21 protein-coding genes and 1 pseudogene are annotated in these 25,737 nt (G+C 58.8%); 7 read left to right on the forward strand and 15 right to left on the reverse strand.

Going from position 1 to position 25,737, the window contains the following annotated elements; all coding sequences use genetic code 11:
* Positions 1-229: 229 nt before the first annotated feature.
* Positions 230-1,132: a LysR family transcriptional regulator gene (locus tag BXE_RS36120; RefSeq protein WP_040125116.1), complete on the reverse strand. Its 903-nt coding sequence runs from the start codon at positions 1,130-1,132 to the stop codon at positions 230-232.
* 109 nt (positions 1,133-1,241) lie between these two features.
* Here BXE_RS36120 and mdlC point away from each other — a divergent pair, with 109 nt between their 5' ends.
* The 5 genes from mdlC (at position 1,242) to BXE_RS36150 (ending at position 8,328) form a co-directional block, all read left to right on the forward strand.
* On the forward strand, positions 1,242-2,819 hold the full coding sequence (gene mdlC / locus BXE_RS36125) for a benzoylformate decarboxylase (protein ID WP_011493069.1): 1,578 nt from the start codon (positions 1,242-1,244) through the stop codon (positions 2,817-2,819).
* Positions 2,820-2,834: 15 nt separating this feature from the next.
* A complete protein-coding gene (locus tag BXE_RS36130) occupies positions 2,835-4,019 on the forward strand; it encodes an alpha-hydroxy-acid oxidizing protein (protein WP_011493070.1) in 1,185 nt (394 codons plus the stop codon).
* Positions 4,016-5,095: an enolase C-terminal domain-like protein gene (locus BXE_RS36135; RefSeq protein WP_011493071.1), complete on the forward strand. Its 1,080-nt coding sequence runs from the start codon at positions 4,016-4,018 to the stop codon at positions 5,093-5,095. The genes BXE_RS36130 and BXE_RS36135 overlap by 4 nt, the downstream gene beginning before the upstream one ends.
* A gap of 458 nt (positions 5,096-5,553) precedes the next feature.
* Complete coding sequence (locus tag BXE_RS36140; RefSeq protein ID WP_148223044.1) at positions 5,554-6,582, forward strand: AraC family transcriptional regulator; 1,029 nt, start codon at positions 5,554-5,556, stop codon at positions 6,580-6,582.
* 571 nt (positions 6,583-7,153) lie between these two features.
* Positions 7,154-8,328 (forward strand): IS3-like element ISBxe1 family transposase gene (locus BXE_RS36150; RefSeq protein WP_085953580.1). Its coding sequence is split into 2 segments (ribosomal slippage): positions 7,154-7,409 and positions 7,409-8,328, totalling 1,176 coding nucleotides; the frame shifts between segments, so codons are not numbered across the junction.
* 682 nt (positions 8,329-9,010) lie between these two features.
* On the opposite strand, the gene BXE_RS36160 is transcribed toward BXE_RS36150, so the two are convergent.
* The 9 genes and pseudogenes from BXE_RS36160 to BXE_RS36195 all read right to left on the reverse strand — a co-directional run bounded on the left by BXE_RS36160 (position 9,011) and on the right by BXE_RS36195 (position 20,308).
* Positions 9,011-10,582 (reverse strand): methyl-accepting chemotaxis protein, encoded by a 1,572-nt coding sequence (locus tag BXE_RS36160; protein ID WP_148223045.1) that lies wholly within the window; start codon positions 10,580-10,582, stop codon positions 9,011-9,013.
* Positions 10,583-10,692: 110 nt separating this feature from the next.
* Positions 10,693-11,430, reverse strand: a complete 738-nt coding sequence (locus BXE_RS43475) for an EAL domain-containing protein (RefSeq protein ID WP_081435604.1) — start codon at positions 11,428-11,430, stop codon at positions 10,693-10,695.
* Positions 11,358-12,149, reverse strand: a complete 792-nt coding sequence (locus BXE_RS43480) for a diguanylate cyclase domain-containing protein (RefSeq protein ID WP_052115912.1) — start codon at positions 12,147-12,149, stop codon at positions 11,358-11,360. The genes BXE_RS43475 and BXE_RS43480 overlap by 73 nt, the downstream gene beginning before the upstream one ends.
* Before the next feature lie 424 nt (positions 12,150-12,573).
* Positions 12,574-13,425, reverse strand: coding sequence for an IS21-like element helper ATPase IstB (istB, locus tag BXE_RS36170; protein WP_011487036.1), 852 nt, complete (start codon positions 13,423-13,425; stop codon positions 12,574-12,576).
* A complete protein-coding gene (gene istA / locus BXE_RS36175; protein ID WP_038456258.1) occupies positions 13,422-14,906 on the reverse strand; it encodes an IS21 family transposase in 1,485 nt (494 codons plus the stop codon). Before istA (BXE_RS36175) ends, istB begins: the two co-directional genes overlap by 4 nt.
* Positions 14,907-15,089: 183 nt before the next feature.
* Positions 15,090-16,484 (reverse strand): PAS domain S-box protein, encoded by a 1,395-nt coding sequence (locus tag BXE_RS36180; RefSeq protein WP_011493076.1) that lies wholly within the window; start codon positions 16,482-16,484, stop codon positions 15,090-15,092.
* Between the two features lie 846 nt (positions 16,485-17,330).
* Positions 17,331-17,894: pseudogene (gene istA / locus BXE_RS44845) on the reverse strand (IS21 family transposase); the annotation flags it as partial.
* Positions 17,895-18,297: 403 nt separating this feature from the next.
* Positions 18,298-18,918 (reverse strand): hypothetical protein, encoded by a 621-nt coding sequence (locus BXE_RS36190; RefSeq protein ID WP_011493078.1) that lies wholly within the window; start codon positions 18,916-18,918, stop codon positions 18,298-18,300.
* A gap of 4 nt (positions 18,919-18,922) precedes the next feature.
* On the reverse strand, positions 18,923-20,308 hold the full coding sequence (locus BXE_RS36195) for a hypothetical protein (RefSeq protein WP_040124257.1): 1,386 nt from the start codon (positions 20,306-20,308) through the stop codon (positions 18,923-18,925).
* A gap of 493 nt (positions 20,309-20,801) precedes the next feature.
* On the opposite strand from BXE_RS36195, the gene BXE_RS36205 reads away from it, so the two are divergent.
* Positions 20,802-21,110 (forward strand): AbiEi antitoxin N-terminal domain-containing protein, encoded by a 309-nt coding sequence (locus BXE_RS36205; RefSeq protein WP_040124253.1) that lies wholly within the window; start codon positions 20,802-20,804, stop codon positions 21,108-21,110.
* A gap of 225 nt (positions 21,111-21,335) precedes the next feature.
* Here the strand turns inward: BXE_RS36205 and BXE_RS36210 are convergent, their stop codons facing one another.
* From BXE_RS36210 to BXE_RS46755, 3 genes are all read right to left on the reverse strand, one after another.
* Positions 21,336-22,130, reverse strand: a complete 795-nt coding sequence (locus tag BXE_RS36210) for a HesA/MoeB/ThiF family protein (protein WP_011493081.1) — start codon at positions 22,128-22,130, stop codon at positions 21,336-21,338.
* Positions 22,131-22,628: 498 nt separating this feature from the next.
* Positions 22,629-22,982: a hypothetical protein gene (locus BXE_RS36220; protein WP_011493082.1), complete on the reverse strand. Its 354-nt coding sequence runs from the start codon at positions 22,980-22,982 to the stop codon at positions 22,629-22,631.
* Positions 22,979-23,431 (reverse strand): hypothetical protein, encoded by a 453-nt coding sequence (locus BXE_RS46755; protein WP_158340985.1) that lies wholly within the window; start codon positions 23,429-23,431, stop codon positions 22,979-22,981. Before BXE_RS46755 ends, BXE_RS36220 begins: the two co-directional genes overlap by 4 nt.
* Before the next feature lie 83 nt (positions 23,432-23,514).
* Here BXE_RS46755 and BXE_RS36230 point away from each other — a divergent pair, with 83 nt between their 5' ends.
* Positions 23,515-23,919: a hypothetical protein gene (locus BXE_RS36230; RefSeq protein ID WP_233518991.1), complete on the forward strand. Its 405-nt coding sequence runs from the start codon at positions 23,515-23,517 to the stop codon at positions 23,917-23,919.
* Between the two features lie 305 nt (positions 23,920-24,224).
* Here BXE_RS36230 and BXE_RS36240 read toward each other — a convergent pair whose 3' ends face one another.
* Both BXE_RS36240 and BXE_RS36245 read right to left on the reverse strand, forming a co-directional pair.
* The gene (locus BXE_RS36240) at positions 24,225-25,253 is read right to left on the reverse strand and encodes a serine/threonine-protein kinase (protein ID WP_011493085.1); all 1,029 of its coding nucleotides are present in this window, start codon (positions 25,251-25,253) and stop codon (positions 24,225-24,227) included.
* Positions 25,246-25,704, reverse strand: a complete 459-nt coding sequence (locus tag BXE_RS36245; protein WP_011493086.1) for a hypothetical protein — start codon at positions 25,702-25,704, stop codon at positions 25,246-25,248. The genes BXE_RS36240 and BXE_RS36245 overlap by 8 nt, the downstream gene beginning before the upstream one ends.
* Positions 25,705-25,737: the final 33 nt, after the last annotated feature.

A 25,737-nucleotide genomic window follows, 5' to 3' on the forward strand; every position in this document is an offset into this window, starting at 1 on the left:
TCCATATTGCCACACAAGCTGCCGATCGTCGCCCTCCGACTCCACCGTCACCGACCTCGCCAGATTCCGTCGATACTCCACTTCCGCCCAGTCAGCCCTTCCCTTCCGCCTCGGTCAACGAGACACCATGACCGACTTTACTCTCTCGGATCACTTCGACCATTTATATTTCACTCCGACCGACTTTATTTCTTCCGATCAGCCGCGCTGAAAGCGCTGGCACCGACAGCTAGGTGAACGTCAACGTTTCGGCGATTATTTCACAAAGCCACTTTTGCGCAGACAGGTCCGTCGCGCGGTCCTGCCAGTACAAGTTGACGTCGAACGGATCGACCGGCACTGGCAGCGGCAACGCGCGTACGGTGCCCGTCGACTGATATACGTTCGCAACACGCGCGGGAAGCGTCAGCACAAGATCGCTGCCCGCCACTACGTCGACCACGTTCGTAAAATGCGGAACACGCAGCGCGATCTTGCGCGATAGCCCCATGCCAGTCATCACATCCTCGACGAGCCGATGGCCGGACGACGACGCGCCGACGACATGCTTCGCGCGAACGTAGTCGCCGAGCGATAGCGTCGTTCCGATCCACGGGTGTCGGTGACTGACGAGGCATGAATACGTCTCCGAGAACAGATAACGTCGTCGTGCCTTGCCGCCAACGAGGTGCAGGTTGCCTACCGCAGCGTCGATCTGCCCGGTGTTCAACCATTCAGCCGTCCTCTCGACGTCGAGTTGAACGACTTCGAGCTCGACGCCCGGAGCGGTGCGCTGCAGGCGCTCGACCATACGCGGCAGGAAATAGAGTTCACCGAGATCGGACAGCGCAATCCGAAAACACCGCGTCGACGTGGCGGCGTCGAAGTAGCGCGTGGCCGCAATCGCACCTTCGATACGATCGAGCGCCTGCCGGAATGTTTCGTAGAGCTGGCTGGCGTTGAATGTTGGCGCCATGCCTTCGCGCGTGCGCGAAAAGAGCGGGTCATGCAGCAGCGTGCGCAGGCGCGACAGCGCATAGCTGACGGTAGGCTGCGTGAGATTCAACCGCCGCGCGGCCGCGCTGACGCTGCCGGTTTCGTAGATGGCGACAAACGCCCTGATGAGGTTCAGATCCGTGCTGGCTGTTTGCATCGTGCCCGGCATCATATAGATGTGATCTATTACTGGATTTAAAAAATCATCATTTGATAGATATTAAGGGCATTCCTAGAATGCAGGCAACCCTTCGAGGAAGCCCGCCATGAAAACTGTTCAGCATGCAGCTTATGAAATTCTTCGCCGCCACGGCCTGACCACGATCTTCGGCAATCCCGGCTCGAACGAGCTGCCGTTCCTGAAGCATTTCCCATCGGATTTTCGGTACATCCTCGGTTTGCACGAAGGTGTCGTGACGGGCATGGCAGACGGCTACGCGCAGGCCACCGGCAACCCTGCATTCGTGAACCTGCACTCGGCCGCGGGTACCGGCAACGCGATGGGCGCGCTCGCCAACGCGTGGAATTCGCATACGCCGCTCGTCGTGACCTCGGGCCAGCAGGTCCGCTCGACCATCGGGATGGAACCGCTGCTCGCGAACGTCGACGCCGTCAACCTGCCGAGGCCACTAGTGAAATGGAGCACCGAGCCAGCCAGCGCCGAAGACGTCCCCCGTTCCTTCGCCCAGGCGATTCACATCGCCCGTACACCGGCCACCGGCCCCGTATATCTTTCGATTCCCTACGACGACTGGGACCAGCCCGCACCCGAGTACGCGCACTATCTGGCAGCACGCGAGGTGCAGCATGCCGGACTGCCTTCGGAGGCGATCCTGCAGGCGCTCGCTGACCGCTTACAGCGCGCGACGAACCCAGTACTGGTCCTCGGCCCGGACGTCGACGCGCAGCACGCGAACGAGTCGGCCGTTGCCCTGGCCGAGCGCCTGAAGATGCCGGCCTGGATGGCACCGTCCGCACCGCGCTGTTCGTTCCCGACGACCCATGCGTGCTTTCGCGGCGTGCTGCCGGCGGGCATCGCAAGCATCTCCCGGCTGCTCGACGGCCACGACCTGATCCTCGTGGTCGGTGCGCCGGTGTTCCGGTATCACCAGTACGAACCAGGCGCACTACTGCCGGCCGGCGCGGAGCTGGTCAGCATTACCTGCGACGTGCTCGAAGCGGCACGCGCACCAATGGGCGATGCGATCGTCGCCGACATCGCACTGACGCTCGAAGCGCTCGCCGCGCGCGCCGAACCAGCTGCGCGGCCGATGCCCGTTGCCGTCGCCCGCCCTGCCGCAGCAGCAGAAACGCCGGGCCCGCTCGCACCGGAACGGGTGTTCGACATCGTCGACGCAATCGCGCCGCGAGACGCCATCTACGTGAACGAATCGACGTCGACCACAAACCTGATGTGGCAGCGCCTGCGCATGACGTCGCAGGGCAGCTACTACTTCGCGGCGGCAGGCGGTCTCGGGTTCGCGATGCCGGCGGCGGCGGGGATCCAGCTCGCGCAGCCCGGTCGGCGCGTGATCGGCATCATCGGCGACGGCTCCGCGAATTACGGCATCACCGCGCTGTGGACCGCCGCGCAATACAGCATCCCGACCATCTTCATCATCATGAAGAACGGCACATACGGCGCACTGCGCTGGTTCGCCGGCGTGCTGGGCGTCGAGGACGTGCCGGGGCTCTACGTGCCAGGGATCGACTTCTGCGCGCTCGCCCGTGGCTACGGCGTCGAGGCGCTGCACGCTGATTCGGGAGCTTCCCTCACTGTCGCGCTTGAACGGGCATTGAGTTCCTCCAGGCCGACGCTCATCGAGGTCGAAACCCTGGCGTGACACAAGGATGCAGCCATGAGCAAGCCACTTAACATCGAAGACTATCGTCGCCTTGCGAGGAAACGCCTGCCACGCATCGTCTTCGACTACCTGGACGGCGGTGCGGAAGACGAAATCGGTCTCCAACATAACCGGGATGCTTTCCGAAGCGTGAAATTCCAGCCACGCCGGCTGGTTGACATCAGTAAGCGCACGACGACAGCATCGCTGTTCGGCAAGTCCGTGACAGCGCCGCTCGTCATCGCACCAACTGGTCTGAACGGAATTTTCTGGCCCGACGGGGACTTGGCGCTTGTTCGCGCGGCGGGCAAGTTCGACATCCCATTCGCACTTTCGACTGCGTCCACCTCGTCAATCGAAAAGGTTGCTGATGCGGCAACGGGGGACATCTGGTTTCAGCTATACGTAGTCCATCGCAAGCTCGCGGAACTGCTCGTCAAGCGTGCGCTGGCAGCTGGCTATTCGACGCTGGTCCTCACGACCGATGTCGGCGTCAACGGCAAGCGCGAACGCGACGCACGCAACGGTTTCGGCATGCCGATTAAGTACAGCCCGCGCACGATCGTTGACGGAATACTGCATCCCCGCTGGTCGCTCGATCTTGTCCGGCATGGTGTACCACAACTGGCAAATTTCGCCAGCGATCACGTACAGGACACCGAACTGCAGGCCGCGCTGATGAGTCGGCAGATGGACGCCAGCTTTGCGTGGGACGATCTGAAGTGGCTACGCGACCTGTGGCCCCGCACGTTATTGATCAAGGGCATCAGTCGTGCCGACGATGCGGCGCGATGTTTCTCGCTCGGTGCTGATGGCGTGATTCTCTCCAATCACGGCGGCCGCCAACTCGATAGCGCGATTGCACCGATCGAGGCACTGCGCGAGACCGCCGCCCAGTTGCACAAGCCCATTCTGATTGACAGCGGAATACGGCGCGGATCGGATGTCGTCAAGGCGCTCGCGCTGGGCGCGCAGGCGGTACTTCTCGGCCGAGCGACACTGTATGGGCTGGCTTCTCGTGGCGAAGCAGGCGTCGCCGACGTACTGTCGATCATCCAGAACGAAATTGATATCACCCTGGCCCAGATTGGATGTACGGACGCTGCGAGCGTAACGTCGGACTTCCTCTGGTCGGGCGTCCCGCATCACCGCAATACCGGATCAAGTCAAATGGCGCTCACCGACGGAGGTACATCATGAGCGAACTGGTTATCGAGGGCCTGCGCGCCCGCGCAGTGAATGTTCCGCTGCAATACCCTGTAAAAACATCGGTGGGTACAGTCGCGACCTCGCCGCTCGTGCTCATTGATCTTGTGACCAATGGCAACGTCACCGGGACTTCGTATGTTTTTACGTACACACCGCTTGCCCTGAAGTCGGTGCAGCAGATGCTGCAGGATCTGGCAGCCGTGATCAAAGGCATGCCATTGGTGCCCCGCCTCATTGAGCAGGCGCTCGATTCACGCTTCCGGCTCATCGGAAATACCGGGATCGTGCGGATAGCCTGCGCGGGAATTGACATGGCGGTATGGGACGCAAAAGCAAAGTCTCTCAATCTCCCGCTCGTCGAACTGTTGGGCGGCAAAGCGCGGCCCCTTGCAGCATACGACAGCCACAGCATGGACGGCATCGAACTCGCGACTTCCCGGGCAAAGACGGCCGCCGAATCCGGCTACGCCGCAATCAAGACCAAAATCGGCTATCCAACGCTCGAAGAAGACCTGCAGGTGATCCGGTCGATCCGCGCTGCTATCGGGCCTCAGGTGCAGATCATGGTCGATTACAACCAGGGCCTTACGGTTCCCGAAGCAATCCGCCGCGGACGAGCCATCGAGCAGGAAGGCATCGGCTGGATCGAGGAGCCCACGCTCCAGTATGACTACGCCGGTCATGCCACCGTGCGCGAAGCGCTGCATGTGCCGATACAGATGGGCGAGAACTGGTTCGGACCCGACGAAATGCACAAGGCGCTGTCTGCGCAAGCGTGTGACCTCTGCATGCCCGATCTCATGAAGATCGGCGGAGTGAGCGGATGGTTAAAGGCCAGCGCGCTTGCCGAACAATACGGTCTGCCAATGTCCAATCACATCTTCCAGGAATTCAGCGTACATCTGCTGTCGGTCAGCCCGACGTGCCACTGGCTCGAGAAGATGGATCTTGCAGGGCCGATTCTGGAACCCGTCCTTGAGTTTTCGGACGGGAAAGCGCACTTCGGAGACGAACCGGGTGCCGGCATAGTCTGGCGCGAGGAAGAGATACGCCGCTTCCTAGTGTGATTTGCGCCGGCCCTGACGGACGATTAGTGTACTTTCCGCGTATCTGTAGGCTACCCGCATCGCTGCATAGGCCACGCGAGCGTTTGCAACTCTAGCGCTCGCGCGCCTTGTCCAATGACTCCGGTCGAGGCTGGCAGTCAAGAGACGCTCCGTAGCTTGCCAACCAGGCTCATGCGCATAACCGCCCGCATTACAGGTCTGGTTGATCATCATATGAGCAGATCGCCGCGGTCCAACAGCAGAGCGGGTAGTGCTTGCCCGGGACCGGTAACAGGCGACATATGACGAAACTGTAATTTGGCAGTAGCAGTAGGGAAAGGCGCCCACAGCCAGACTCTCCTGAGCGTGTCTGGGCGCGGCTTTCCCGGTTACCTGCCATTCGGTGCTTACGCCGCAACGAGCCGATCCGGCGGGCGCCCACTGTCGGTAGCCCAAGCTTAATCAACGATAGATCGGCGGTGGACAACAACCAGTATCCGCAGTCATTAACTTTGAAGCGTCAATATCGATACAACGCGATGGACAGACAGAAAACGAGCCAGACGGTACCCGCAGGTGATGCAGATGATGGAGATGACACAAGCGTTGACGAGAAAAGATCGCCGTTGATTCTGACCGAGCAGGTGTGGCGCAAGCGGCCCGCTTATTCCTCACCGCTCCCCGATGACAAGTCCATAACCCTGTCCCGGTGGACTATACCCGAACAGCCGACGCCGGTTGAGTTCCGCTCGGATGGCAACGAAGATTCGCACATCATAACGTACTCCCTTCGGCAGTCTTCAGTCGATTTCTGGATGGAAGGACAGCGTGTCTCGAACGGCCGGGTCACTCCCCATGCAGTCCTGATGACCGGACCAGGGCAGCCTGGTCGGGCAGTGTTCTACAAAGTGTTCGATTCAATCCGAATGTACCTTCCACAGGCGTTGCTCGCCGAGTGCCACGAGGGCGCATACGGTCGACCGCCCAACCAGGACATCGTGTTGAGCCATCCTCATTTTGTTGCCGATCAGAAAGTCAGGCATCTTGTCGAGGCCTTGGTTTTGGTCGATCAGACGGACGGAGCGATGGGTCGCATCTACGTCGACAGTATTGGGCTCGCGATCGGTGCTCGACTGATCGCACTGCATGGCGAACGCCGCAATCCTGTCGACAGGTCACAGGGACTATCTGCGTGGCGACTGCGGCACGTGATCGAGTATATTGATGCACATCTTTCCAGCCCGATCGGACTGGCAGAACTCGCCAATGTGGCCGGACTTAGCCGCATGCATTTCGCTCGCAGATTTCGTGAAGTGACAGGCCAAACACCTCACCAATACGTTCTCCGTTGCCGTATCATGCGAGCCCAACAGTTGCTGTGCAGTCCGGCGCTATCGGTAACGGACATTGCGTCCGCGCTGGCGTTCAAAACAACAGCACATTTTTCGACAGTTTTCAGGCACATCGTAGGTGAATCGCCCACGCAATGGCGCAAGCGCCTTCGTTAAACAGTCAGGCATGCGGACGCGTTCCCGCCCTCCTTTGGAACGAGGCGGGGTCGTAGATTGGCACGTGGGACAACAGATGGATGCGCTATATCCGCCGCGGAGATGCTATCGACGGTTTCCGTCACCCGAGCCCGGCTGGTCAACCGGTTCGGTACAAGGAATGCGCCGATCTGGAGAGACAGCAAAAGCGGCACTACTACAGGGTCAACCGGCCACGAGCCAGCATGGCGTTCGCGCCGGTTAGCAATAATGCATCTCTGTCCGCGGAACCATTCGATCGCGATCATGGCAATTGCACAGATGCCGGATTCGTGAGGCTCCGGCAATGGGGCTTAATGCATCTAAACACCATGCTCCGAGATACGGAGCAATCTACGAAACTGGCAATAGATGCAATCGTAGAAATACATGGCAATTGACAGGAGCGACCAAAGGGCCAACTGCAAATACGCCATTGCTTTCTTTGCCCAAGAGGCTGACAGTCCTATGGGACGGTGAATTCCAGTGAGCTTGCCCGCAAAAAATGGATCCCTTGCTGAGTGTGTAAAACTCACGCAAGGAGGAAGGAAAGATGGGTAATCCGAGAGCCCGATATACGCGGGAATTCATGCTGGAAGCCGTGCGCATGGTCCGCGGCGGCCAGAGCATGGCGGCGGTGGCGAAGATACTGGGTATCAGCCCGAAGACGCTGCACAACTGGGTTAAGGCCGATGCCGCTGGGAAGCTGAACGGCGCAGGCAAACAGGTTTCTCCTGAACAGATGGAGATTGCCCGGCTGCGCGCGGAGTTGGCACGCGTGAAAATGGAGCGCGACATATTGGAAAAAGCCACGGCGTACTTTGCAAAGGTGTCGGCATGAAGTACGCCTGGATCGAGCTTCACAGCCGACAATGGCCGGTGTCCCTGACCTGCCAGGTGCTGGGTGTCAGCCCCAGCGGTTACCACGCGCGCAAGGCGCGGGATGTCGATACTGACCGAGCGCGCCGACGCATCAGCAACGACGCTCTGCTGGTGCACATCAAGGCCGTGCACGCTGAATCCAAAGGCGAGTACGGCTGGCCGCGCGTGTGGAAGAAGTTGCTGGCCCAGGGCATTCGCGTCAGCAAGGATCGTGTCCAACAGCTCATGAAGCTGCACGGCATCAGGGCGAAGACCAAACGCCGGTTCAAGGTCACGACCGACAGCAACCACAGCCTGCCGGTCGCGCCGGACCTGCTGCAACGAGACTTCTCTCCCGCGCGTCCAGATCAGGTCTGGACTACGGACATCACGTACATCTGGACGGACGAGGGTTGGCTGTTTCTGACCGTCATCCTCGACCTGTTCAGCCGTCAGGTGGTGGGCTGGTCGATGCAGCCGCACATGCGCACGGAGCTGGTGTCTGACGCGCTGCGTATGGCGTGGTTTCGCCGCCGGCCGGAAGCGGGCCTGATCGTCCATAGCGACCGCGGTAGCCAGTATTGCAGTCGTGACTTCCAGGACCTGCTTAAGGGCTACGGCATGCGCAGCTCGATGAGCCGTCGAGGAAATTGTTGGGACAACGCGCCGACCGAGAGCTTGTGGGGATCGCTCAAGCGAGCACGCATCCTTGGCCAGCGCTTTGCAACGCGTCGGGAAGCGATGGACGAGGTAATCGACTGGTTGAGCTTCTACAATCATTCGCGCTTGCACTCGACGTTGGGCTACGTCAGTCCGATGCAGTTCGAGCGGGACTGGTACGCTGCCCAGAACCAACGGGTGGCATAATCTCACTCAGCTAAGGGATCCGAAATTCGCGGGCAACGTCACAGCATCCGTTTCAGCCTCGTGTACGAAAGATCGTCAAGCGTGCCCACGGAACAAGACAAACTGCTCCAGCCGCCCATGTTCTGCCGTGAAGTCCAGAGGACTGAAAATGAGAGCCGGACAAGAACATCGTCCACTCCACCGTGTGGCGGTGACTGCAACCAGCCCGTTGCCGTTTCACCGGCCGTGAACCTTCCACGTCTCGCGAAAAGCATGGCGCTGTACGTGGTGAGATCTGCGACTCGGGCCAGAGCACGTCCTTCCTCGTCGAGCAATAAAGGTTCGAACAGCAGTCTGAACGGCGCCATAAATTCGTTCCGGCAAAAGTCAATTGGAACGGAGCGATTTCGTATTACCCTTGGATCGAGGTCCGACCACGGTAGCTGACGCTTGCTTCTGTGCCACGGAAATTGCATCGCCTTCTTTCGAAAGTACCTCGTGGACGAGTCAGTCTTCAACACGTGACGGGCAAAGCAACTGGCTGTACATGGACACACGCCGGTCAGCAAACTCACAGGTGCGTCCATTAACCGCTCCGAAATCCATAGCGGAATATCCGTCGACTTATCCCGTAGCACGCACTGCGTGAGCGGCATCCGGTACCAGTCTGGATGTCCGTTACGTTATCCCGGCTGTATTGTATTCAGGGCATTCCAGAATGCGAGTGGAACACGCTGATCGCATCGACAAGCTCGGCGGCTTGATGCTGGATGCTCGCTGCCGCAGCGGCAGTCTGTTCCACAAGCGCAGCATTTTGCTGCGTTACCAGGTCCATCTGACTAACAGTGCGATTGATCTGCTCGATACCAGAGCTCTGCTCCCTGGATGCGGAAGATATTTCGCCCATGATGTCAGAAACGCGGCGCACCGACTGGATGACTTCGTCAATCGTACTACCCGTCCTCGCGACGAGTTCCATACCCGCCTGTACACGCCCGACAGATTCGCCGATCAATGCCTTTACCTCTTTGGCCGCAGTAGCGCTGCGCTGCGCAAGCAGACGCACTTCGCCTGCCACGACGGCGAAACCCCGCCCCTGCTCACCAGCGCGCGCAGCTTCGACCGATGCGTTGATCGCGAGGATATTGGTCTGGAACGCGATGCCCTCAATGACACTCGTAATCTCCGCTACTTTCGACGAACTTTCCGAAATTCCATGCATCGTTTCGATAACATGGCCGGCAGCCTCTCCACCACGTTGCGCAATCTCTGACGCGTGAACGGCAAATGCGTTTGCCTGGCTAGCATTGTCTGCTGTGTGGCGTACCGTCGCCGTTATCTCCTCCATGCTGGACGCCGCTTCCTGCAGCGACGCGGCCTGCTCCTCAGTCCGCCTTGACAGGTCAACGTTGCCTGCAGCAAGTTGCTGCGTCGCACTGGCAACCGTTTCACTTGCCTGCTTGATACCCCGTACGATTGCCGCCAGCTGATGGACAGCACGATTCAGCGACTCCCCAACAATACCGACCTCATCTGAACGAGCAATCGCTATCTGCACGCCCAGATCACCAGCGGCTAAGGCCTTCGCGCCGCCAACCACATCCTGTAATGGGCGAACTATCGAACGTGTCACCATCAGGCACGTCACGACAGCGACCAAAACGGCGGCCACTGACAGCATGCAAACGACGAGGCGTGCGGTAGCGTATGACCGGGCGCTATCGCGTACTGCAGCGTGCATTGCAGTACGCTCCTCAGCAATGAATCGGTTTTCCGCACCGAGGAGTGTCAATTGCAGTGGAATCACGCCGCCCATTGCGGCGCGTGCTGCGGCAATGTCGTGAGAGCTCAAGCTCACGAACACCGATTTCATGGCCGCAGAATAACTCGAACGTGCCTGCTTCACGGAATCGAGAACCGTTTGCTCGCCGGGAGTAAGTTGCTGGCCATATAGTTCTTCATAAACGCCCGACGTCCTCTCTGTCTGCTGGCGGATCAACTCAAGGTCGGCTTGCTGGACTTCGTCCTGTTCACTGAACGCGTGATATACGGTCAATGCGACGAGATACGTCCCCTCTTTGAGATCGGTGGCAAGTTCCACATTCCTTGCATGGTTGTTCACGATAAGTTGTGTGTTCACGCTCATGCGCGCCATCTCTATGCCCGTCGTAACTGCAATGGCCAGTATCAAAATCACTAGTGCCCCGAACGTTGCCGCAAGCCGGGTTCCAATTTTCATGTTTTTTCTACCTTTTTGCCAAGGTTCGGAAGACATACGACCTCCCTGTCGCTCCAGATCATTCGCTTCGCGGATGGTCCAAGAACGTAGTGCAGGAAAACGGGTACACGGAGGACGGCACGATGGACGTGAGCGACCATCTCGAATCAGCTCAGCGCCTCGCTGGGCGAGACAGTGCTGTCTGCCATTACAAAAAACTGCTGGATGGGTGCCGGGCGATGGCGAAGGAAACCCTGCGTGTAATTGATGCCCATTTCTCTTAACAGGGTCTCGACAGCCTCGACCTCAACAAATTCTGCGACTGTCTTTTTGCCAGTCATATGGGCTATCTCGTTGATGCACCGCACCGTTGCCTGATCCACCGGGTCGTCGGCAAGCGTCCGGATGAACTGGCCGTCTATCTTCAGATAGTCAACCGGCAACAGCTTCAGGTAGCCGAAGGACGACACGCCACTGCCGAAGTCATCCAGAGAGAAACGTATTCCGCGGATGCGCATCGACTCAAAGAATTCATTCGCTGCTGCCAGATCGGATATTACGGCGGTCTCCGTGATCTCGAAACAGACCTTCCGCGCGTCGAATGTCATGCTGTCTATCAGGCCCAACACGTAGCGGTGGAAATCGCGATCGCCAATCGACTGGCCGGACAGATTAATTGAAACCGTCGCAATATGGTCGCTCTTGTCCCGATGTCGCGTCATGAGCTCAAAAACCTCACGAACCACCCATCGGTCAATGCGCGACACCATCTGGAAGCGCTCTGCAGCTGCGAGAAAGAGCCCGGGTGAAATCAGCTGCCCCTCGTCACCAATCAGTCGCAGCAGCACCTCGCCATGTAAAGCGTCCTCGCTCTGCTCGAGTGGGCTGATTTGCTGCCACAGCAATGCGAACTGAGATTGTCAAGCGCCATCTCCAGGCGGCGCGCCCACTGCATATCCTCGTGCTGGGACTCGATCAGTTCGTCGGTCGCTGTATAGAGATGCACGCGATTGCGTCCCGCGGCCTTCGCGGCATAGCATGCGCTATCTGCTGCGCGCAGAATGTTTTCAGCAGAAACCCAACTCAGGTCAAGCATCACGAGTCCAATACTCGCTCCGACATGCAGATACAGGTCTCCCTCGCGAAAACGGAATGCGTCGAGTTCCTCGCAGATGCGCTGTGCCATTTTCATGCCATCGTCTGCGGCGCACTGTTCAATGAGCAGACCAAATTCGTCTCCACCAACTCGTGCAACCGTGTCACCGGGACGACTATGGCGTGTGATGAGACCCGCCACCTGCTTTAGCAACCTGTCTCCTGCGGCGTGCCCCCCGGCGTCGTTGACAAGCTTGAATCGGTCGAGATCGATATACATTAGCGCGTAGTGCGTTCCACAGGCATGAGTGGTGCGGACTGCCATTTGTACACGGCGTTCGAACTCGTCCCTGTTCAAGGCTCCGGTCAGGGCGTCGTGCGTTGCGCGATATATCATTTCACGATGCAGACGTACCCTTTCCGAAACGTCCCTAAAGACCATTACCGTTCCGACTTCGCTCCCCGATGCTTCGGTAATCTCCGAGGCCAGACTCTCGATATAACGCTGCTGACCATCGCGGCGGGACAATATCGAGTATCCGTTCGTCGAGACATCGGAGGCGCCACGGCTTGTCCGGGAGTTAGGTTCACCCAGCCCCTTGACACCGTCTTCATCGGCCAGGTCAAATACTGTGGCGCGACAATCTGGATGAGAGACGCGCGACAATCAAGTTGAGAATGTCGCGGCAGGAATGATGATGCCGATGTTGATTGACGCTGGCAAGCGTTTGTTGATTGACGCGCGGTGTTGATTGACGCGGGCGAGCGGGTGTCGCGCGACAATCAAGCTGAAGCCTTCCGTCGTTGAGGATTGCTGTGTAATGTGTGACGCCGCAGGTATTCTGGCTGCGCGACAATCAGGATGAGAATGGGGTGGCGTGGAAGGTGATGGGTTGATTGACGCCGGCTAGCTTTACCTGCGAGCCGCGCGTCAATCAGGATGAGACAGCGGGTCAGTTGGTGAGGTCAATGCCGTGCTGATCCTCCTGTGTCGGTGGCACGCCAACGTTCTTTGGTGTCGCGCGACTGGCCGGGCGTCCCGGTTCCTGCTGCTTGCGCTGCAGGGCCGTACGGCGACGGTAGCTTTCGACGTTCAGCTCAAAGATGGTCGAGTGATGGACCAGCCGGTCGACGGCGGCCACCGTCATGGCCCGGTCGGGGAAGACCTTGTCCCATTCGCCGAACGGTTGATTTGCTGTTATGCAAAGAGAACGGCGTTCATATCTGGCGCTGATGAGCTCGAACAGGACCGACGTCTCGGCCTGATCCTTGCTGACATAGGCGAAATCGTCCAGGATGACCAAATCGAAGCGATCCAGCCGGTTGATGGCGGACTCCAGAGCGAGTTCGCGGCGCGCGACCTGCAACCGCTGCACGAGGTCGGTGGTACGCGCAAACAGGACCTTCCAGCCCTTCTCCAGCAGACTCAGTCCGATGGCCGACGACAAGTGCGACTTGCCACCGCCACTCGGTCCCAGAAGAATCAGGTTGGTGCCGTTACGCAGCCAGCCGTCGCCAGCGCAAAGCGCCGAGACGTGCGCGCGGGACACCATCGGCACCGCGTCGAAATCGAAGTTCTCCAGCGTCTTGCCCGGCAGCAGCTTTGCGTCCCTGAGGTGACGTTCGACCCGGCGTCGATCGCGCTCGGCGATCTCGTGTTCGGCCAGCGCCATCAGCAGGCGCGCTGCCGGCCAGCCTTCCGTGTCGGATCGCTCGGCAAAGCTGGACCAGATCTGCTTGATGGCGGGCAGCCGCAAATCGTTGAGCAGCAGCGACAGGCGGGTGGCGTCGATGTCGAGACTCATGCCGTCACCTCCGTTGCCATGTCAAGCAGGGCTTCGTAGTCGCTCAGCGGTGCCAGCTGGACGTTCACCTCCGGCATGCTGTTCGTGCGCTTCGCTTCGAAACGCGAACACAGTGTGTCCAGGTCGGGTAACCGTCCATCGCCCAGACACTGCTGCAGTGCCTGGGCCAGTTGCGCTTCGCAGTTGTGCTCGTGGGCCAGGCTAAGCAGTTCAACCATGGTCCTGCATGCCTGACGCTCCGGGAGCTGCTCGAGCAGGCGATCGAAGGTCAGGCGATAGGCCTCGCGCGGAAAGATCTGATCGCGATAGACCAGGTTGAGCAGCGCCATGGGCTTGCGGCGCAGCGCGTGGATGACGTGCCGGTAGTTGATGACGTGGCCGTGCTTGCCATTGGGGCCCGCACGGCCGCGCTGCAGTGTCATCAGGGCCGTGCCGCCCAGGAACAGCTCCAGGCGGTCGTCATACAGCCGCACGCGCAGGTGATGGCCTATCAGTCGTGACGGGACGGTATAGAACACCTTGCGCAGGACGAAGCCGCAGGTGGTCGTGACGTACACGCGCGTTTCCTCGTAGTCGCACGTACGCTGGACCGGAAGCGGCTGAAGCAGTGCACGCTCGGCCTCAATGCGTTTGCCATTACGCGCGTTGATTCGACCGACGATCTCGTCGATGAAGCGGCGATAGGAATCGAGATCGTCGAAGTCGTGACTGCCGCGCAGAAGCAACGCATCACGCACTGCGTTCTTGAGGTGCCCATGAGGGCTCTCGATGGAGCCGTTCTCGTGGGCAACGCCACGGTTGTTGCGTGTGGGCTGCATGCCGTAGTGAGCGCACAGCGCATCATAACGCGTGGTCAAATCCTCGCGCGCGTCGGCATCGAGATTGCGGAACGCCGCCGACAGGCTGTCGCTGCGGTGCTCGCGCGGTGCGCCTCCGAGTGCCCAGATGGCGTTCTGAAGCCCTTCGGCCAGCGCGACATAGCTCTCGCCGCCGAGAATGACGTGAGCGTGCTCAAAGCCCGAGCAGGCCAGCCGGAAGTGATAGAGGCGGTGGTCCAGCGCGATACCCGCCACGGTGATGCCCAGGCTGTCCATCTCGGTGAAGTCGGACAAGCCTAGCTGACCGGGCTGGTGTACCTGACGGAACATGACGTCACGTTCCTCGCCATGAAGGGCGCGCCAGTCGCGAATACGCCGCTCGAGAGTGCGACGCACGTTGCCCGGGAGCTCGGGATGGCGCCGAAGCATCTCGTCGAGTACGGCTATCGGCCGGATGCCGGGGGCGGACTGGAGCAGCGGCACGATCTCGGTGTCAAAGATCGCGACGAGGGGATCGGCCCGGCGACGCCCGCGCGGGGCCTTCTTCTGCGATGGCAGTCGCCGGTCCCGATCGATGCGATAACCCGTGGCGGCGCTGAACCCGGCGCGCGCAGCCGCTTGAGCTGGTCCTTCCTTGAGTCTGTACTTCATGTAGAGCCTCATCTGATGGTCGTTGATGTGTCGGCCGGGCAACTCAGCCTCCCTTCGCTACATGGAAGAGCTGTTCATACCCGATTTACCGCGACCACCGACAAGGCACCCCGGCAGCGGGGCGGACTCCTCGGCGCGGCGTTGCGGCAGCGGTTCCGGGCTACGCCCTCCACCGCTGCCGCAACGCCAGTACTCTCATCCAGATTGACGCGCTGCTCTCATCTTGTTTGACGCGCGGCAAAATACCTTGTCTAGCGGCAAACCGCGAGCCTGCTCGCCGCGCCATCCGGTCAGAGTCTCCGCTGCCGGGTTCAGATATTCAACGCGACCGTGATGATCTATGGCGATGACACCGTCGCCAATGGAGTCGAGCGTCACACGCAAACGCTCACGCCCAGACACCAGCTCTGCTTTTATCCGGTTACGCTCAGTCACGTCTTGCCATGAAGACAGTGATACCAGATTGCCGTCCGGATCACGCGTGGCACTGGCGGAAAGCAGAACATCTATGCGACTGCCGTCCTTGCATGCAACCCTTCGTTCGACATCCGAGATTCGGCCTGTATGAAGCAGGTCGGTAAGAGCCTGTCTGGTTGGATTCCCCTCGCCTGGCATGTAGAAATCGCCGACGTAGCGTCCGAGTACCTCCTCGCGTCCGTACCCGGTCGTTGCAAGCCATTGATCGCTGACGTTGCGCAGCCGCCCGTTTTGGTCGACAGAAAATAGCATCACTGGCGTCCGTTCGTATAACGCCCGGTAGCGAAACGCTGCATCCTTGTTCTCCTTTAAGACGGCGACCAACTGGTCCCTCATGATTCGAAGGGCCCATTTCAAGCTCGTCTGGTCGCCCGGCTTCAACTCAAACTCTACCTGTAAGTTCCCGTTTGCGATGCCGCTCGCGAGCACGACCAGATCCCGCGGCTCACCACCCAGTTGCGTCAACAGTCCCCGCCGTATGATCAACACTAGTGCCGCCGCAATTGCTATTGCTGCGGCGATTAGTGCGCCGACAAAGATGGCCGCACGCGAATACACCCGTTGTGCCGCAAGTTGCTGTCGCTTGCCGTCTTCGAGGTTAAGATCAACCAACCTCTGCGCATCGTCCACGATCTGTTTCAATGTCCTGGCAGAGCTGCCGTCGACGCCCGAGGTTATTTCATTCCGGATATTTGTATCGGAACTTATCCACCGATCGTTGACGATGTACATATACATTGACATTAGTCGCTGCATATCGGACCAAGTCGCTTCTTCTTCTGGCGGAGGTGAAGGATCGAGCCTCTTATAGTGGGCTGCCTCCCGCTGGTAGGCGGCCATGACCCTGCCTAACGAAACTGTGGTCGCTTCTATTTCGGACGGCGTGGTAGCCGCGGCAATACGGTATTCGTGAACCTGCATCAAGTACAGGGTTGCCTGAATCTGCAAACCAATCTGTATTCGGCGCGCCCATTTGTCCCTCGACTGCAGGACGTAATCGTATTCGCTGCTGACCGCGTGCAGGCTGGACGCCCCCAGTGCGATCAGCAGGACGATGACGGCGATGAATCCCAACCCAAGCAGGGTGCCAATTTTTAAATTTTTTTGAAACATTATTGGGAAGATTCTGGATTGGCATGTCGTGCACGCTCACGGTCGCCCCTCCGGTCGATCGGCACCTGAACGGCTACTGCGACAGTGATGTCCATTTCCGTCGACTACATGACGAAATTAAATGCGATTCAAGGATAGTGCTGAATTCTCAATCGGGTTTTCAGAAAAAAACGATTCGTTTTCAATTCGCATGTCGAGTACCAATAGAGGCAAAACGTCGCACCAGATTTTGCCTGGTGAGCCGAACCCGCCATTCATGCCCTTCCAGCCTTTCAGTAGGCAGGAGTCAACGTACGGTTACTCACCATCCCGACGTTGCGCCGCCCTGTGTCCGTGCGAATGTGATTTCCTGGCTCCCCTGCAGTCCCCGGCCTTTCTTCTCCGCGATAAAAATCCGAAGCGCTCCCAACCCGGTCTTTTCAACATTGCGGCCCCTCTCCTCTTCATGTGGAGCGGGGCCTTGCGGTGCCCGGTCCAGACGTGCGGATCGGATCGGTGTGCCCAGGATTCGGGGTTCGCGCTTTTGCATTACGTCAGCCAGCATTTCGATGCTGGACGTTGGTTGGACAATTTCACCATTCAGCCAAGTTTGACCATGAGAGCGGTTCCGCCAGGCGGCTAATCGCTTCCAAGGACAAAACAAGTTCGCAGTGCATCCCGGTTCCGTCAGAGTTCTTTTCGTCGGCTCACTAACATCGCGAACGAGCGATCTCCGCACACCAGACCTCCTGAAGATCTGCAGAGTGAGCGGTTGGCTAAGAGCCAGCACGCTAGCCGAACAATATGAGCCGTCGATTTCCAACTACTTCTTACGGGAATTCCAGAGGGCATCGTGCGTCGGTCAGCGCACCAGAGCGCCGCCTGAGCATTCAGATCGTCGAGGTCGATGAACTTACGCGCAGCAAAGAAGTTCTCGCGGACGTATCGGATTGCACGTTCGACACGGCCCTTCTCGTTGCCTCGCGCAACGGCCACAGGACGGGGTTCATAGCGGTGATGGGCGGCGAACGCGACGAGTTGAGGATTGAACCGGATCGCGTCACCGTGCCGCTCAAGGACGGCGCTCTTGAGGTTGTCATAGAGCAGGACCCTGGGCAGACCGGACCATGTCTCGAAGGCGCCTGCATGGCCGGCCAGAAAGCTGTCCATGCGGGCATCAAGGAAGAAGCGCAGGTAAATCTGCCGTGACCACGACAAGACCATCACGAAGGCCATCAACGGTCGGCGTGCGCGACCGATCTGCAGGTGATCGAAATGGGCCCAGTCGACCTGTCCTTGCTCACCGGGCAGTGTTCGTAGACGCAAATAAGCCTCGGTGATCGGCCTTGGACGGCGGACCGAGATCAAATGCCTGAAGTGGTGGTGATTGCCCCGATAGCCGCGCTCGCACACCATCGCATACAGACGGCTGCGCTCGTACGCTGGTCCACTTTCCGCGGCCGCAAAGAATGTGAGCGGCAGGCGAGTTTAGACGGGATGCGGAGATCATCGACAACAAATTAGCGTGCTGGCACATCTTGCTTTGCAAATGGCCGAACTAATTGACGATGTTGCCGAGCTACTTGGACAAAATGTCGACTTGGCGCGACCATGACAAAGCCCAGTCCAATTGACCAGATCAAACTGCGCTGCGCGTTCAAGATCAAGCGAACTATATGCCCGCGCCCGTACGAAATTTGCAGCATGCGGGCGATTGAGATGTTGCCCCCAGCTAGTACTGTCGACGGTCGGGAAGGGATGGCAGGAGGCAGGGCCAGCCCGTAACGCTCGAAATCTCGGCGAAGGTCTGCCACCGCTCGGCTCGATCCAGGTGTCAACTTGAGGCCGGTAGCAGTGTGGGAGTCTGCAACTCGGGGGTGACGGTGCTAAAGAGACGAAACGGCACGCCTAGTTGAGGCATCAAGTTTTCTAGGAGCCCAATAAACTCATCGGCATACATGCGACCTCTGCTCAACAGCTCCTGTGCGACCGTCTCCACGATGGTCCAGACCTTTGGATCTCGGAATTGCACAGCCATCTCGTCTGCGAACTTGTAGAAAGCGCCATTGGCCAGGCCCCAGATTGCGCCCACATGCTGTCGGTCTCCGAGGGCTGCCACCCCAACCGAATATGTATCGAAGGGTCGGCCTCGTTTCTCCGCGAGGACCATCTCTGCCCCATAGCCAGCCGCGGCAATGAAGCATTGCTGCCGCCGCAGCTCCAGTTCGTCCGGCACGGCCCAGCCGAGTTCTTGAACTCGAACTTGCAGTAAGTGCAAGTCTGGCTGGATTGTTGTCACCGCCGTCTTGCCGCCGTCAATCACTATGTCGTCATCGACATAGTGATAGCCTGTCAAGTATGCAGCGACTGCATGTCCCGACTCGTGATATGCCGCCTCCTCGCGGGTCGGTGAGGTCGGACGCAGCGAGGTCGAGGCGGGGATGTTGGCTGTCATGTGTCTACTCGACGCGATGTTCGGCGGTCATCAGGTGAGGGGTGACCGATTCGAACGAGATCATGGAGTCCGTCTGGAAGAAATTGAAGATAGCGTTTTGTTGCTCGATCTTGGCCAATTCTTTGGGGGTCAGAGAATCGCAGGGTAGGAGGGAAAAGTGGATGCCGAAAGAAGAGTGAGGGTAGTTCGGGTGCTCAATGCCGATACCGATGACTTGCTTCAAATTCGGCATCCTCAGTTTCGCAGCGCCGCAGGCCAACTCAAGAAGGAACCTGCGTTTTTCTTGCCAATCCGGAAGGGCAAGGAACTCGGGGGTAGGTCCGAGCTGCAGGAATACGTAGGCAGAATCGTCGTCCATTCGCGGGACCGAAGTCACCATCCGCTGGAAGCCGGAGCCCGGTGGGGGAAAAGCTTCAATTGCCCGCAAGATCTGGCTCCACATACCTCGCCTCGCATGGCGAGGCTCCTTCACCATCTCAAAAATTGGGTTCGGCCCGCGATGCAGGTCAGCGTTGGTGATTGCGGCTCCTGACAAGAAGTCGCGACAGGCGCCCTCAATCAAATTGTCCCAGCCATAGGACATCCTGTTCGCTTCGGCGGTCGCTTCGTAGGTCTTGGAGTTTGAGAACTCCGCCCAAAGCCCCTCGCGCATGTTAAAGCCCTTGAGGCTCGGCTCGATGTACCTGTTCACCATTTCTTCCGCGCCTGGGTCAGACGCCGCAAGATAGCGGGCAAGATAGTCTTCTTCGCCGCAGTAGCAGACGAGTTCGAGCCGCTCGATCTCCTGCTCTTTGGCGGTGAGGTAGACGGAGAGGTCGGTGACAGTGTCCAACTCGCCCAAGATGATCGGCAAATTGTGGCTGTCTAACACGTGGACTGGAGAGGTTCTTGGTAGGAAGAGAAAGAACGGCCAAGGCTCGTTCGGCGGTGTGTCCGTGTAAGCGATTCCCAGGCTGCCCGCGATGTTCTCGGGCGAGGCCGCCTTGCATGCTTCGGCGGCCCCATGAGCAACGATCAGCTTGTGCACCTTGCCCACCCCTCGAACCGGGAGTGGAAACGGCTTCTTCCGCGCAGCGTCAAGGAAGAGCTGGCGGCCGCTGCGCACGTAGCGTTCAGCCCCATGCGCCGTGGAGATCTGTGCATCGATGGCCCTCCGTTTCCACCGCTCCCAAGCCACCTTGGGGGTCTTCGCGCTGGCCGGGTTCAGCCCTGCGTTCCTATCGAAGAAGATGAATACGGTATCTCCGAAGACGGCAATCAGGTCGCAGAGTTCCTTGCCATCGTCCTTGTAGGGATTGGGATAGGTCCAAAGCTTCAGGAACGAACGCTCGCCAAACTCAGCAAGTAATTGCTCTGTGGGCGTGACGCCCAAGGACTTGTTGATCGTCATGCTCTCGTAGACATCGGGAGGAAGGTGGCAGGGTTCGTGCGGCGTTGCTGCCGTTGATCGGTCACCGCACGCGGAAGGCTCAGGGGCTGGAATGTTAGCACTGCAACGGTCGATGCTCACGGCCCGCCGGGGCGAACGTCTGGTCCCGCTGCGGGAGCATAGCGTTGCGCGCAAGCTCAGTCCCATTGCATTCAGACCGCTCATTGACATCGTCCACCGGCTTGCGAGCCCCGACCTTTGCTGCCCGCGCTTGGACGATGGACCGCTCCAGATGCGCAACGTTAGCCGGAGAGCCGAGCATATGCACTGTTTCCGTTGATGCGCGCGATCATGACGATTGTCACATGCGGCGACCCATGCGAGCCGCTCAAGCCGCGGAACTCTCCGGCGCGCTAACTGCGCGGCGCGTTGAAAAATCGCAGATAATAAAAATTTTTAAGCATATATTGCAAATAAATAACGCAACGGACAGAGGTAGCTGAGCAACAAAACCGTGCAGCAGATGCTCCGGGGATGTGGGCGCGGCCACCCTATCGACTCCGCCCTGCTCCGGGAAATGGGGATCAGTAACGCGCTTGCTGCTTACATGGTCAAGGCCGGCTGGCTACGGCGCCTTTCGCAGGGAGTCTATCTTTTGACCGGCGACACTCCTTCCCGGGACGGTACGATCACTTATCTGACTCGATGTGTTGATAAGCACGCAAAACTGACCCGACGGGCGGCGGATTGGTTGGACCCCACTGTCGAATCCCGTTGGGACGACGTGGACAATGCCCGGCCGCTATATGGCGGGTTCGAGTAGTTCGCCGGCGGCCCGACGCCTGTCCAGCCAAACCGATGCTCAGTAAAAGACCTGAACAATCGCTTCTGCTCGCGAGGCGCGGATGATGTCGCGCGCGTCAGGGCGGCCGCGAGCGATGCGCGTGTCAACGCTTATTGCCCCGCTCAGGAACTAGGTGGTGTTGGCGGGGTGAATGTCAGCGATGGGTTAAAAACGCGGATGCCTGAAGCCTCTTCCGCGCGCAAGTCAGAACACGTCGCCTACACCCTCCGTACCGATGAAGTGGTCGCATTGGACGCCTTCGAGATACTGGAGTCGGTTGCTCGGAGCAAGAGCGTTGCGGTTGCCGTCATATTCAATGTAGATTGCCGGCGTCACGTCTTTGTTCCATGGCGTGTACATCGACATAAACACTCCAACCGCCGTCGAGGCAAGTGCGCCATTTGGCCAGACCACCTGGGGCCGGCCGCCGGCGGCACCGTACCGAGCCTGCTCAGCCGCAAGTTTCGCTTCGGTGACAAATCCCATGCACCGCATGCAAGGCCGAGACGGCAGCGACGTAATGACCTGTCCGGTTATGAAGTAGCGACCGTCATCGCCGTGAACATCCATCCCAACATCGATGTACGGAATGGCATAGCGCCGCGCGAAACGCTCGAGTTGTTCGCGAACCGTTATGGAATCGACGCACCCAAAAATCACGTTGCATCGCTTGAGTTCGTCTAGCACTTCCTGCCAGGGTCTTGCGAAGCCGTGAATCTTGACGTTACTGTTGACGAGGCGCAACTTGCGCTCGACTACGTCGACCTTGTAATCTTCGTCGTCCGCTTCCTGCTCCGTTAGCCCGACCATGCGGTTCGTATTCGTGTCGTCGGCACGGTCAGGGTCGATAAGCAGAAGGTCACCGACGCCAATATGCGCTAACTGCTGCGACACATGCGAGCCACCACCGCACAGCCCAATGACGGCGGCGGAGGCTATGCGCAGGCGCTCTTCCGACATCGGTCCGAGAAAACTCTGCCTGCTGTGTCGATTGCCCATGTTGTGCTCCTTGTTTGTTCGGAACTGCCGTAATGCAGAGTCGTGCGACAGTCGGTCGCTCGGATTCAAGTGGGTCCCAGACATGCGCGCGGGCATTGTCGTAGCTCAGCACGACTGCGCCGTGCGGGAGTTCTGGGCGAACGATAAGGAAGTCAGGCACAAAGCGCGCATTCTCTCTGCGGTCAATAGCGCTGAAATTCGGCACCCCTCGGTGGTCGTGTCGGTGTACATGCAAAACACTTAGTGGCTCGGCATGGGCATGCATCATCAGTCTCCGAAAGGCCGCTCCCGAAACCGATGCACCTACCGTGGGGTCATCGATGTATTCGTTATCCGCCACCGCCTCGTAATGAATAGCGGTCAGTTGCCATGCGCCGCTAACGTGCGACGAACGACAAGTGATAAAGCCGACCCGCTCCGCCGCGAATGGGTGGGGCCGGTGCAAATCTTTGTGAATCTGCCTAAGCAGTCCTGTCGAAATCGTGATGGCGGTTGTTGTCATCGCAGCGCTCGCAGGTGGGCAAGCAGCATGTCCATCAGCGGGAGGCTTGACGGCACCCCGGTCCAGGACCACGTGTACCAAGCCTTTCCTGCGATAGATTCGCAAGTCCAGTTTCCCGCCTTGCCGCCAATCGTTTGTCGCTCGGCGATTTGCTGCGTCAGATACAGCCGCGTGGGGTACCCTCCCGGCTCGCTCGACGGTAATAGGAGTGCATCGAGGACATATTCGCGTTCTCCGACCTGGATATGCAGTGCCGGCAGTATCACGAACTCCTTTGTGCCGTCTGCCATCAGCCTAGCGTCGGGATAGACGGCTTGCAGGGCTGCCATGCGTGCAGCTTCGAGGCTCACGATGAACTTCCCTGCTTGACGTGGCTGATGAAGACCTCTCCTGCATGGACGTGAATGGTCTGGTCATCCACCAATTCTTCGAACTTTCCCGGTCCCAATATACGGTCGAGCACGCGGTCGGCCGCGACGCCGACAACTGCCTTGAACGCTGCGACCACGTATGCGCCTTTTTTTACGCGCACCTCGCGATTGTCAACAGTGACCTCGACAAGATGCCCGTGCTCGCCTTCGTGGGAATGGTGATGCCGTTGCCCGTCATGCGCCGGCGTTTCCACCTCTTCGATTTTGGCGTCGATGAGTTCGACCCCGCCCTCCGGGAGCAGAACCTCCGCTTGAATCTCAATTTCGCGAACGACGCCGGAGGAAGACCGTTCGTCGACCTCGCTTACCAAGGCAGGGGAAACCGCCTGCGCTTCGTCGCTATTCCCTTCAGTACCTAAAGGTTTCATGGTAACTCCGTGCGAAGTTGCTAAACTGCTATTAATTGCTCTTGAGCAATCCAATGAGGAAATCATAGAACTTGCTTTTGGGCATGTCAATTGCCAATGAGCAATTTTTTGGAGGTGTGATGATGAATGAAAGCGAACGGTCGTTTGATAACGATGCGTTCTATCGTGCTTTGGCGGCCACGGTGGACGCGCGCGAGATTACTTGGAAACAGGCAAGTCAGGAAACCGGTGTGAGTCCAACTACCCTGACAAGAATGGCGAAGGGCCGAAAGCCGGACGGCGCTAGCCTCGCGGTACTAGCAACATGGGCTGGACTGGACCTCTCGGCCTTTGTGAATCTGGCCGCGAAAGCGCCGAAGGGCGAGCCGCTGGCTCTCGCGACTGCTCATCTACGAGCGGACCCCAGCCTCAGCGACAGCTCAAAAGATGCATTGGAGGAAATGATGAAGGCTGCCTACATCAGCCTTAGAAAAAAGGACAAGAAGTAGGGCGGCGAGCCACGGAAGCGTGGCAAAGGCGGGGCAATGTCGGGCGAGCGCCGCCGACCGGCCTATTCTTGACAACTGACACCGCGCGCCCGGTTGCGGCGCGGTGCCGCCTAACGAATGCCCTCAGCCGACCCGCTTGGGGAGCAACTTCCAATGCACGTATCCCGCTGCATCGATGAACTCAATCGGGCGATGCGGACGTTCGCGAGCCTGAGGCGCGTCAGCTTTCGCAGAGGACGGCGTCTTGGGTGACGCCAGTTTCGCCCGGGTGAGATAGGACGCCCTTTGATTCTTGACAGTAGTCATCAAAACTCCTTCAAGAACTTGCGTATGGTCTTCTCATCGATTTTCGCCGCACAAAAATCTTTGAGCTTGGACAGGGTTTTGTCCGTCTGTTTCGTCGCATTCGATTGTCCGCTGCTCGTCACAGTCAACGCGAACTCGCGCCCATCGACCGCCTTGGTCCACTCTCGAGTGCCGTCCGGATAAACCTCGTACTGCCAATCCAGCTCATTGCCTTCGATGCCACCCAACGCATTCGAGACCTCGATGACTGCGCCGTAGCGTGCGTCGACATCTACGTTGATGCACTTCTTCACAAGCGTTCGAAGAGCGTTAGGAATGTGTGCAGGAAACGTTGACCGGTCCGGAAAGAGTCCCTTGTTCACCGCGGCCCCGAAATCCGCGAACGTCTTGAACTGCTTCAGTTGTTCGTAGAAGGTGTCGTTCCCACAGCACATTCGGTAGAGTGTGAGCCCCACCTGGTAGATGTCGTAGCCGACCGTATGTTCCGACGTTGCGAGCGCCTCCGGCGGAATGTTCTTCCAGTAGCTCAGCGGCGGTTCAGCAGTGCCGTCGGCATTCATTCGTCGCGCGAGGCCGAAATCAGACAGGAGAGCCTCGTTCCGACTAGACAATAGGATATTGTCTGGCTTGATGTCGAAATGAATCAGCCCTTTCGAGTGTATGTTGTGCAGACCGCTGAGGAACTGAATACCGTAGCGAACTACTTCCCGGACCGTGAGAAATCGCTGTTCGATTAGACGATTGAGCGAACCATTCGGATAGTACGGCATCGCGAGGTAAACGTGGTCCGCATCCTCGCATGCATAGTGAATCGGGACCACATTCGTGTGGTCTCCAAGGTAAAGAATGCTGGCCTCACGGAAATAGTCTGCCGTGTCGCTAATCGACGACTTCTTGACTTGTTTTATCGCAAGCTCCGCGTCCAGTTGCAGGTCGCGTGCGCGAAAAACCGCCGAGTTCTTGCCTTCTGAGCCAATCTCATCGCCAAGCTTGAAGCACAACTGCGCTTGCGTATCTGCTTTAAACATAAGCTGCCCCAATCGCTGCGACGATAGCCTCACGCTGTTCCTTGCTGTGGGCCATCCAGTCCTCAACGGCGGCGTAGTCGGTGTCACCATCCAGATGGGACTTCAGTTGCGCGCGCGCCATCCCCAGTCTGGCAGCAATATTCGCAATGCGGCCGCAGAAGTAACCTTCAACGTCGCTACTCGCAAACGCCTCTTGGATTACACCCTCAAGTTCTATCCGCTCGATGGACGGGTTCTGAGCAACTGCCTCGCTTACCCGTATGCCGGCCCTCGTGACGCCGTACTCGCGTATGACATCAAGGATGGTGCCGCGCACGAACTTCAACTGCTCGGGCGTATCCATCGCCTTAGGTACCGTGATTTCCTCGACGTTGAGAATCTCGGATTCGGAAGCATCGTAGACTACGAACGTCACCCGTTTCGGCGCGACGCGTATTCCGATAGTTCGCATTTCGTCCCCTTGGCAGATGTCAGTATGTAAGCC

The organism is Paraburkholderia xenovorans LB400 (assembly GCF_000013645.1).
GTDB lineage: Bacteria > Pseudomonadota > Gammaproteobacteria > Burkholderiales > Burkholderiaceae > Paraburkholderia > Paraburkholderia xenovorans.

Coding starts and splice junctions, on each gene's coding strand:
- BXE_RS36130 (WP_011493070.1), top strand. CDS start 2,835: ATGAGCAAGCCACTTAACATCGAAGACTATCGTCGCCTTGCGAGGAAA.
- BXE_RS36230 (WP_233518991.1), top strand. CDS start 23,515: ATGTCAATTGCCAATGAGCAATTTTTTGGAGGTGTGATGATGAATGAA.
- BXE_RS46755 (WP_158340985.1), bottom strand. CDS start 23,431: ATGAAACCTTTAGGTACTGAAGGGAATAGCGACGAAGCGCAGGCGGTT.
- istB (WP_011487036.1), bottom strand. CDS start 13,425: ATGAGTCTCGACATCGACGCCACCCGCCTGTCGCTGCTGCTCAACGAT.
- BXE_RS36180 (WP_011493076.1), bottom strand. CDS start 16,484: ATGTTTCAAAAAAATTTAAAAATTGGCACCCTGCTTGGGTTGGGATTC.
- BXE_RS36245 (WP_011493086.1), bottom strand. CDS start 25,704: ATGCGAACTATCGGAATACGCGTCGCGCCGAAACGGGTGACGTTCGTA.
- BXE_RS36120 (WP_040125116.1), bottom strand. CDS start 1,132: ATGCAAACAGCCAGCACGGATCTGAACCTCATCAGGGCGTTTGTCGCC.
- mdlC (WP_011493069.1), top strand. CDS start 1,242: ATGAAAACTGTTCAGCATGCAGCTTATGAAATTCTTCGCCGCCACGGC.
- BXE_RS36210 (WP_011493081.1), bottom strand. CDS start 22,130: ATGGGCAATCGACACAGCAGGCAGAGTTTTCTCGGACCGATGTCGGAA.
- BXE_RS36195 (WP_040124257.1), bottom strand. CDS start 20,308: ATGACGATCAACAAGTCCTTGGGCGTCACGCCCACAGAGCAATTACTT.
- BXE_RS36160 (WP_148223045.1), bottom strand. CDS start 10,582: ATGTCTTCCGAACCTTGGCAAAAAGGTAGAAAAAACATGAAAATTGGA.
- BXE_RS36240 (WP_011493085.1), bottom strand. CDS start 25,253: ATGTTTAAAGCAGATACGCAAGCGCAGTTGTGCTTCAAGCTTGGCGAT.
- BXE_RS36190 (WP_011493078.1), bottom strand. CDS start 18,918: ATGACAGCCAACATCCCCGCCTCGACCTCGCTGCGTCCGACCTCACCG.
- istA (WP_038456258.1), bottom strand. CDS start 14,906: ATGAGGCTCTACATGAAGTACAGACTCAAGGAAGGACCAGCTCAAGCG.
- BXE_RS36135 (WP_011493071.1), top strand. CDS start 4,016: ATGAGCGAACTGGTTATCGAGGGCCTGCGCGCCCGCGCAGTGAATGTT.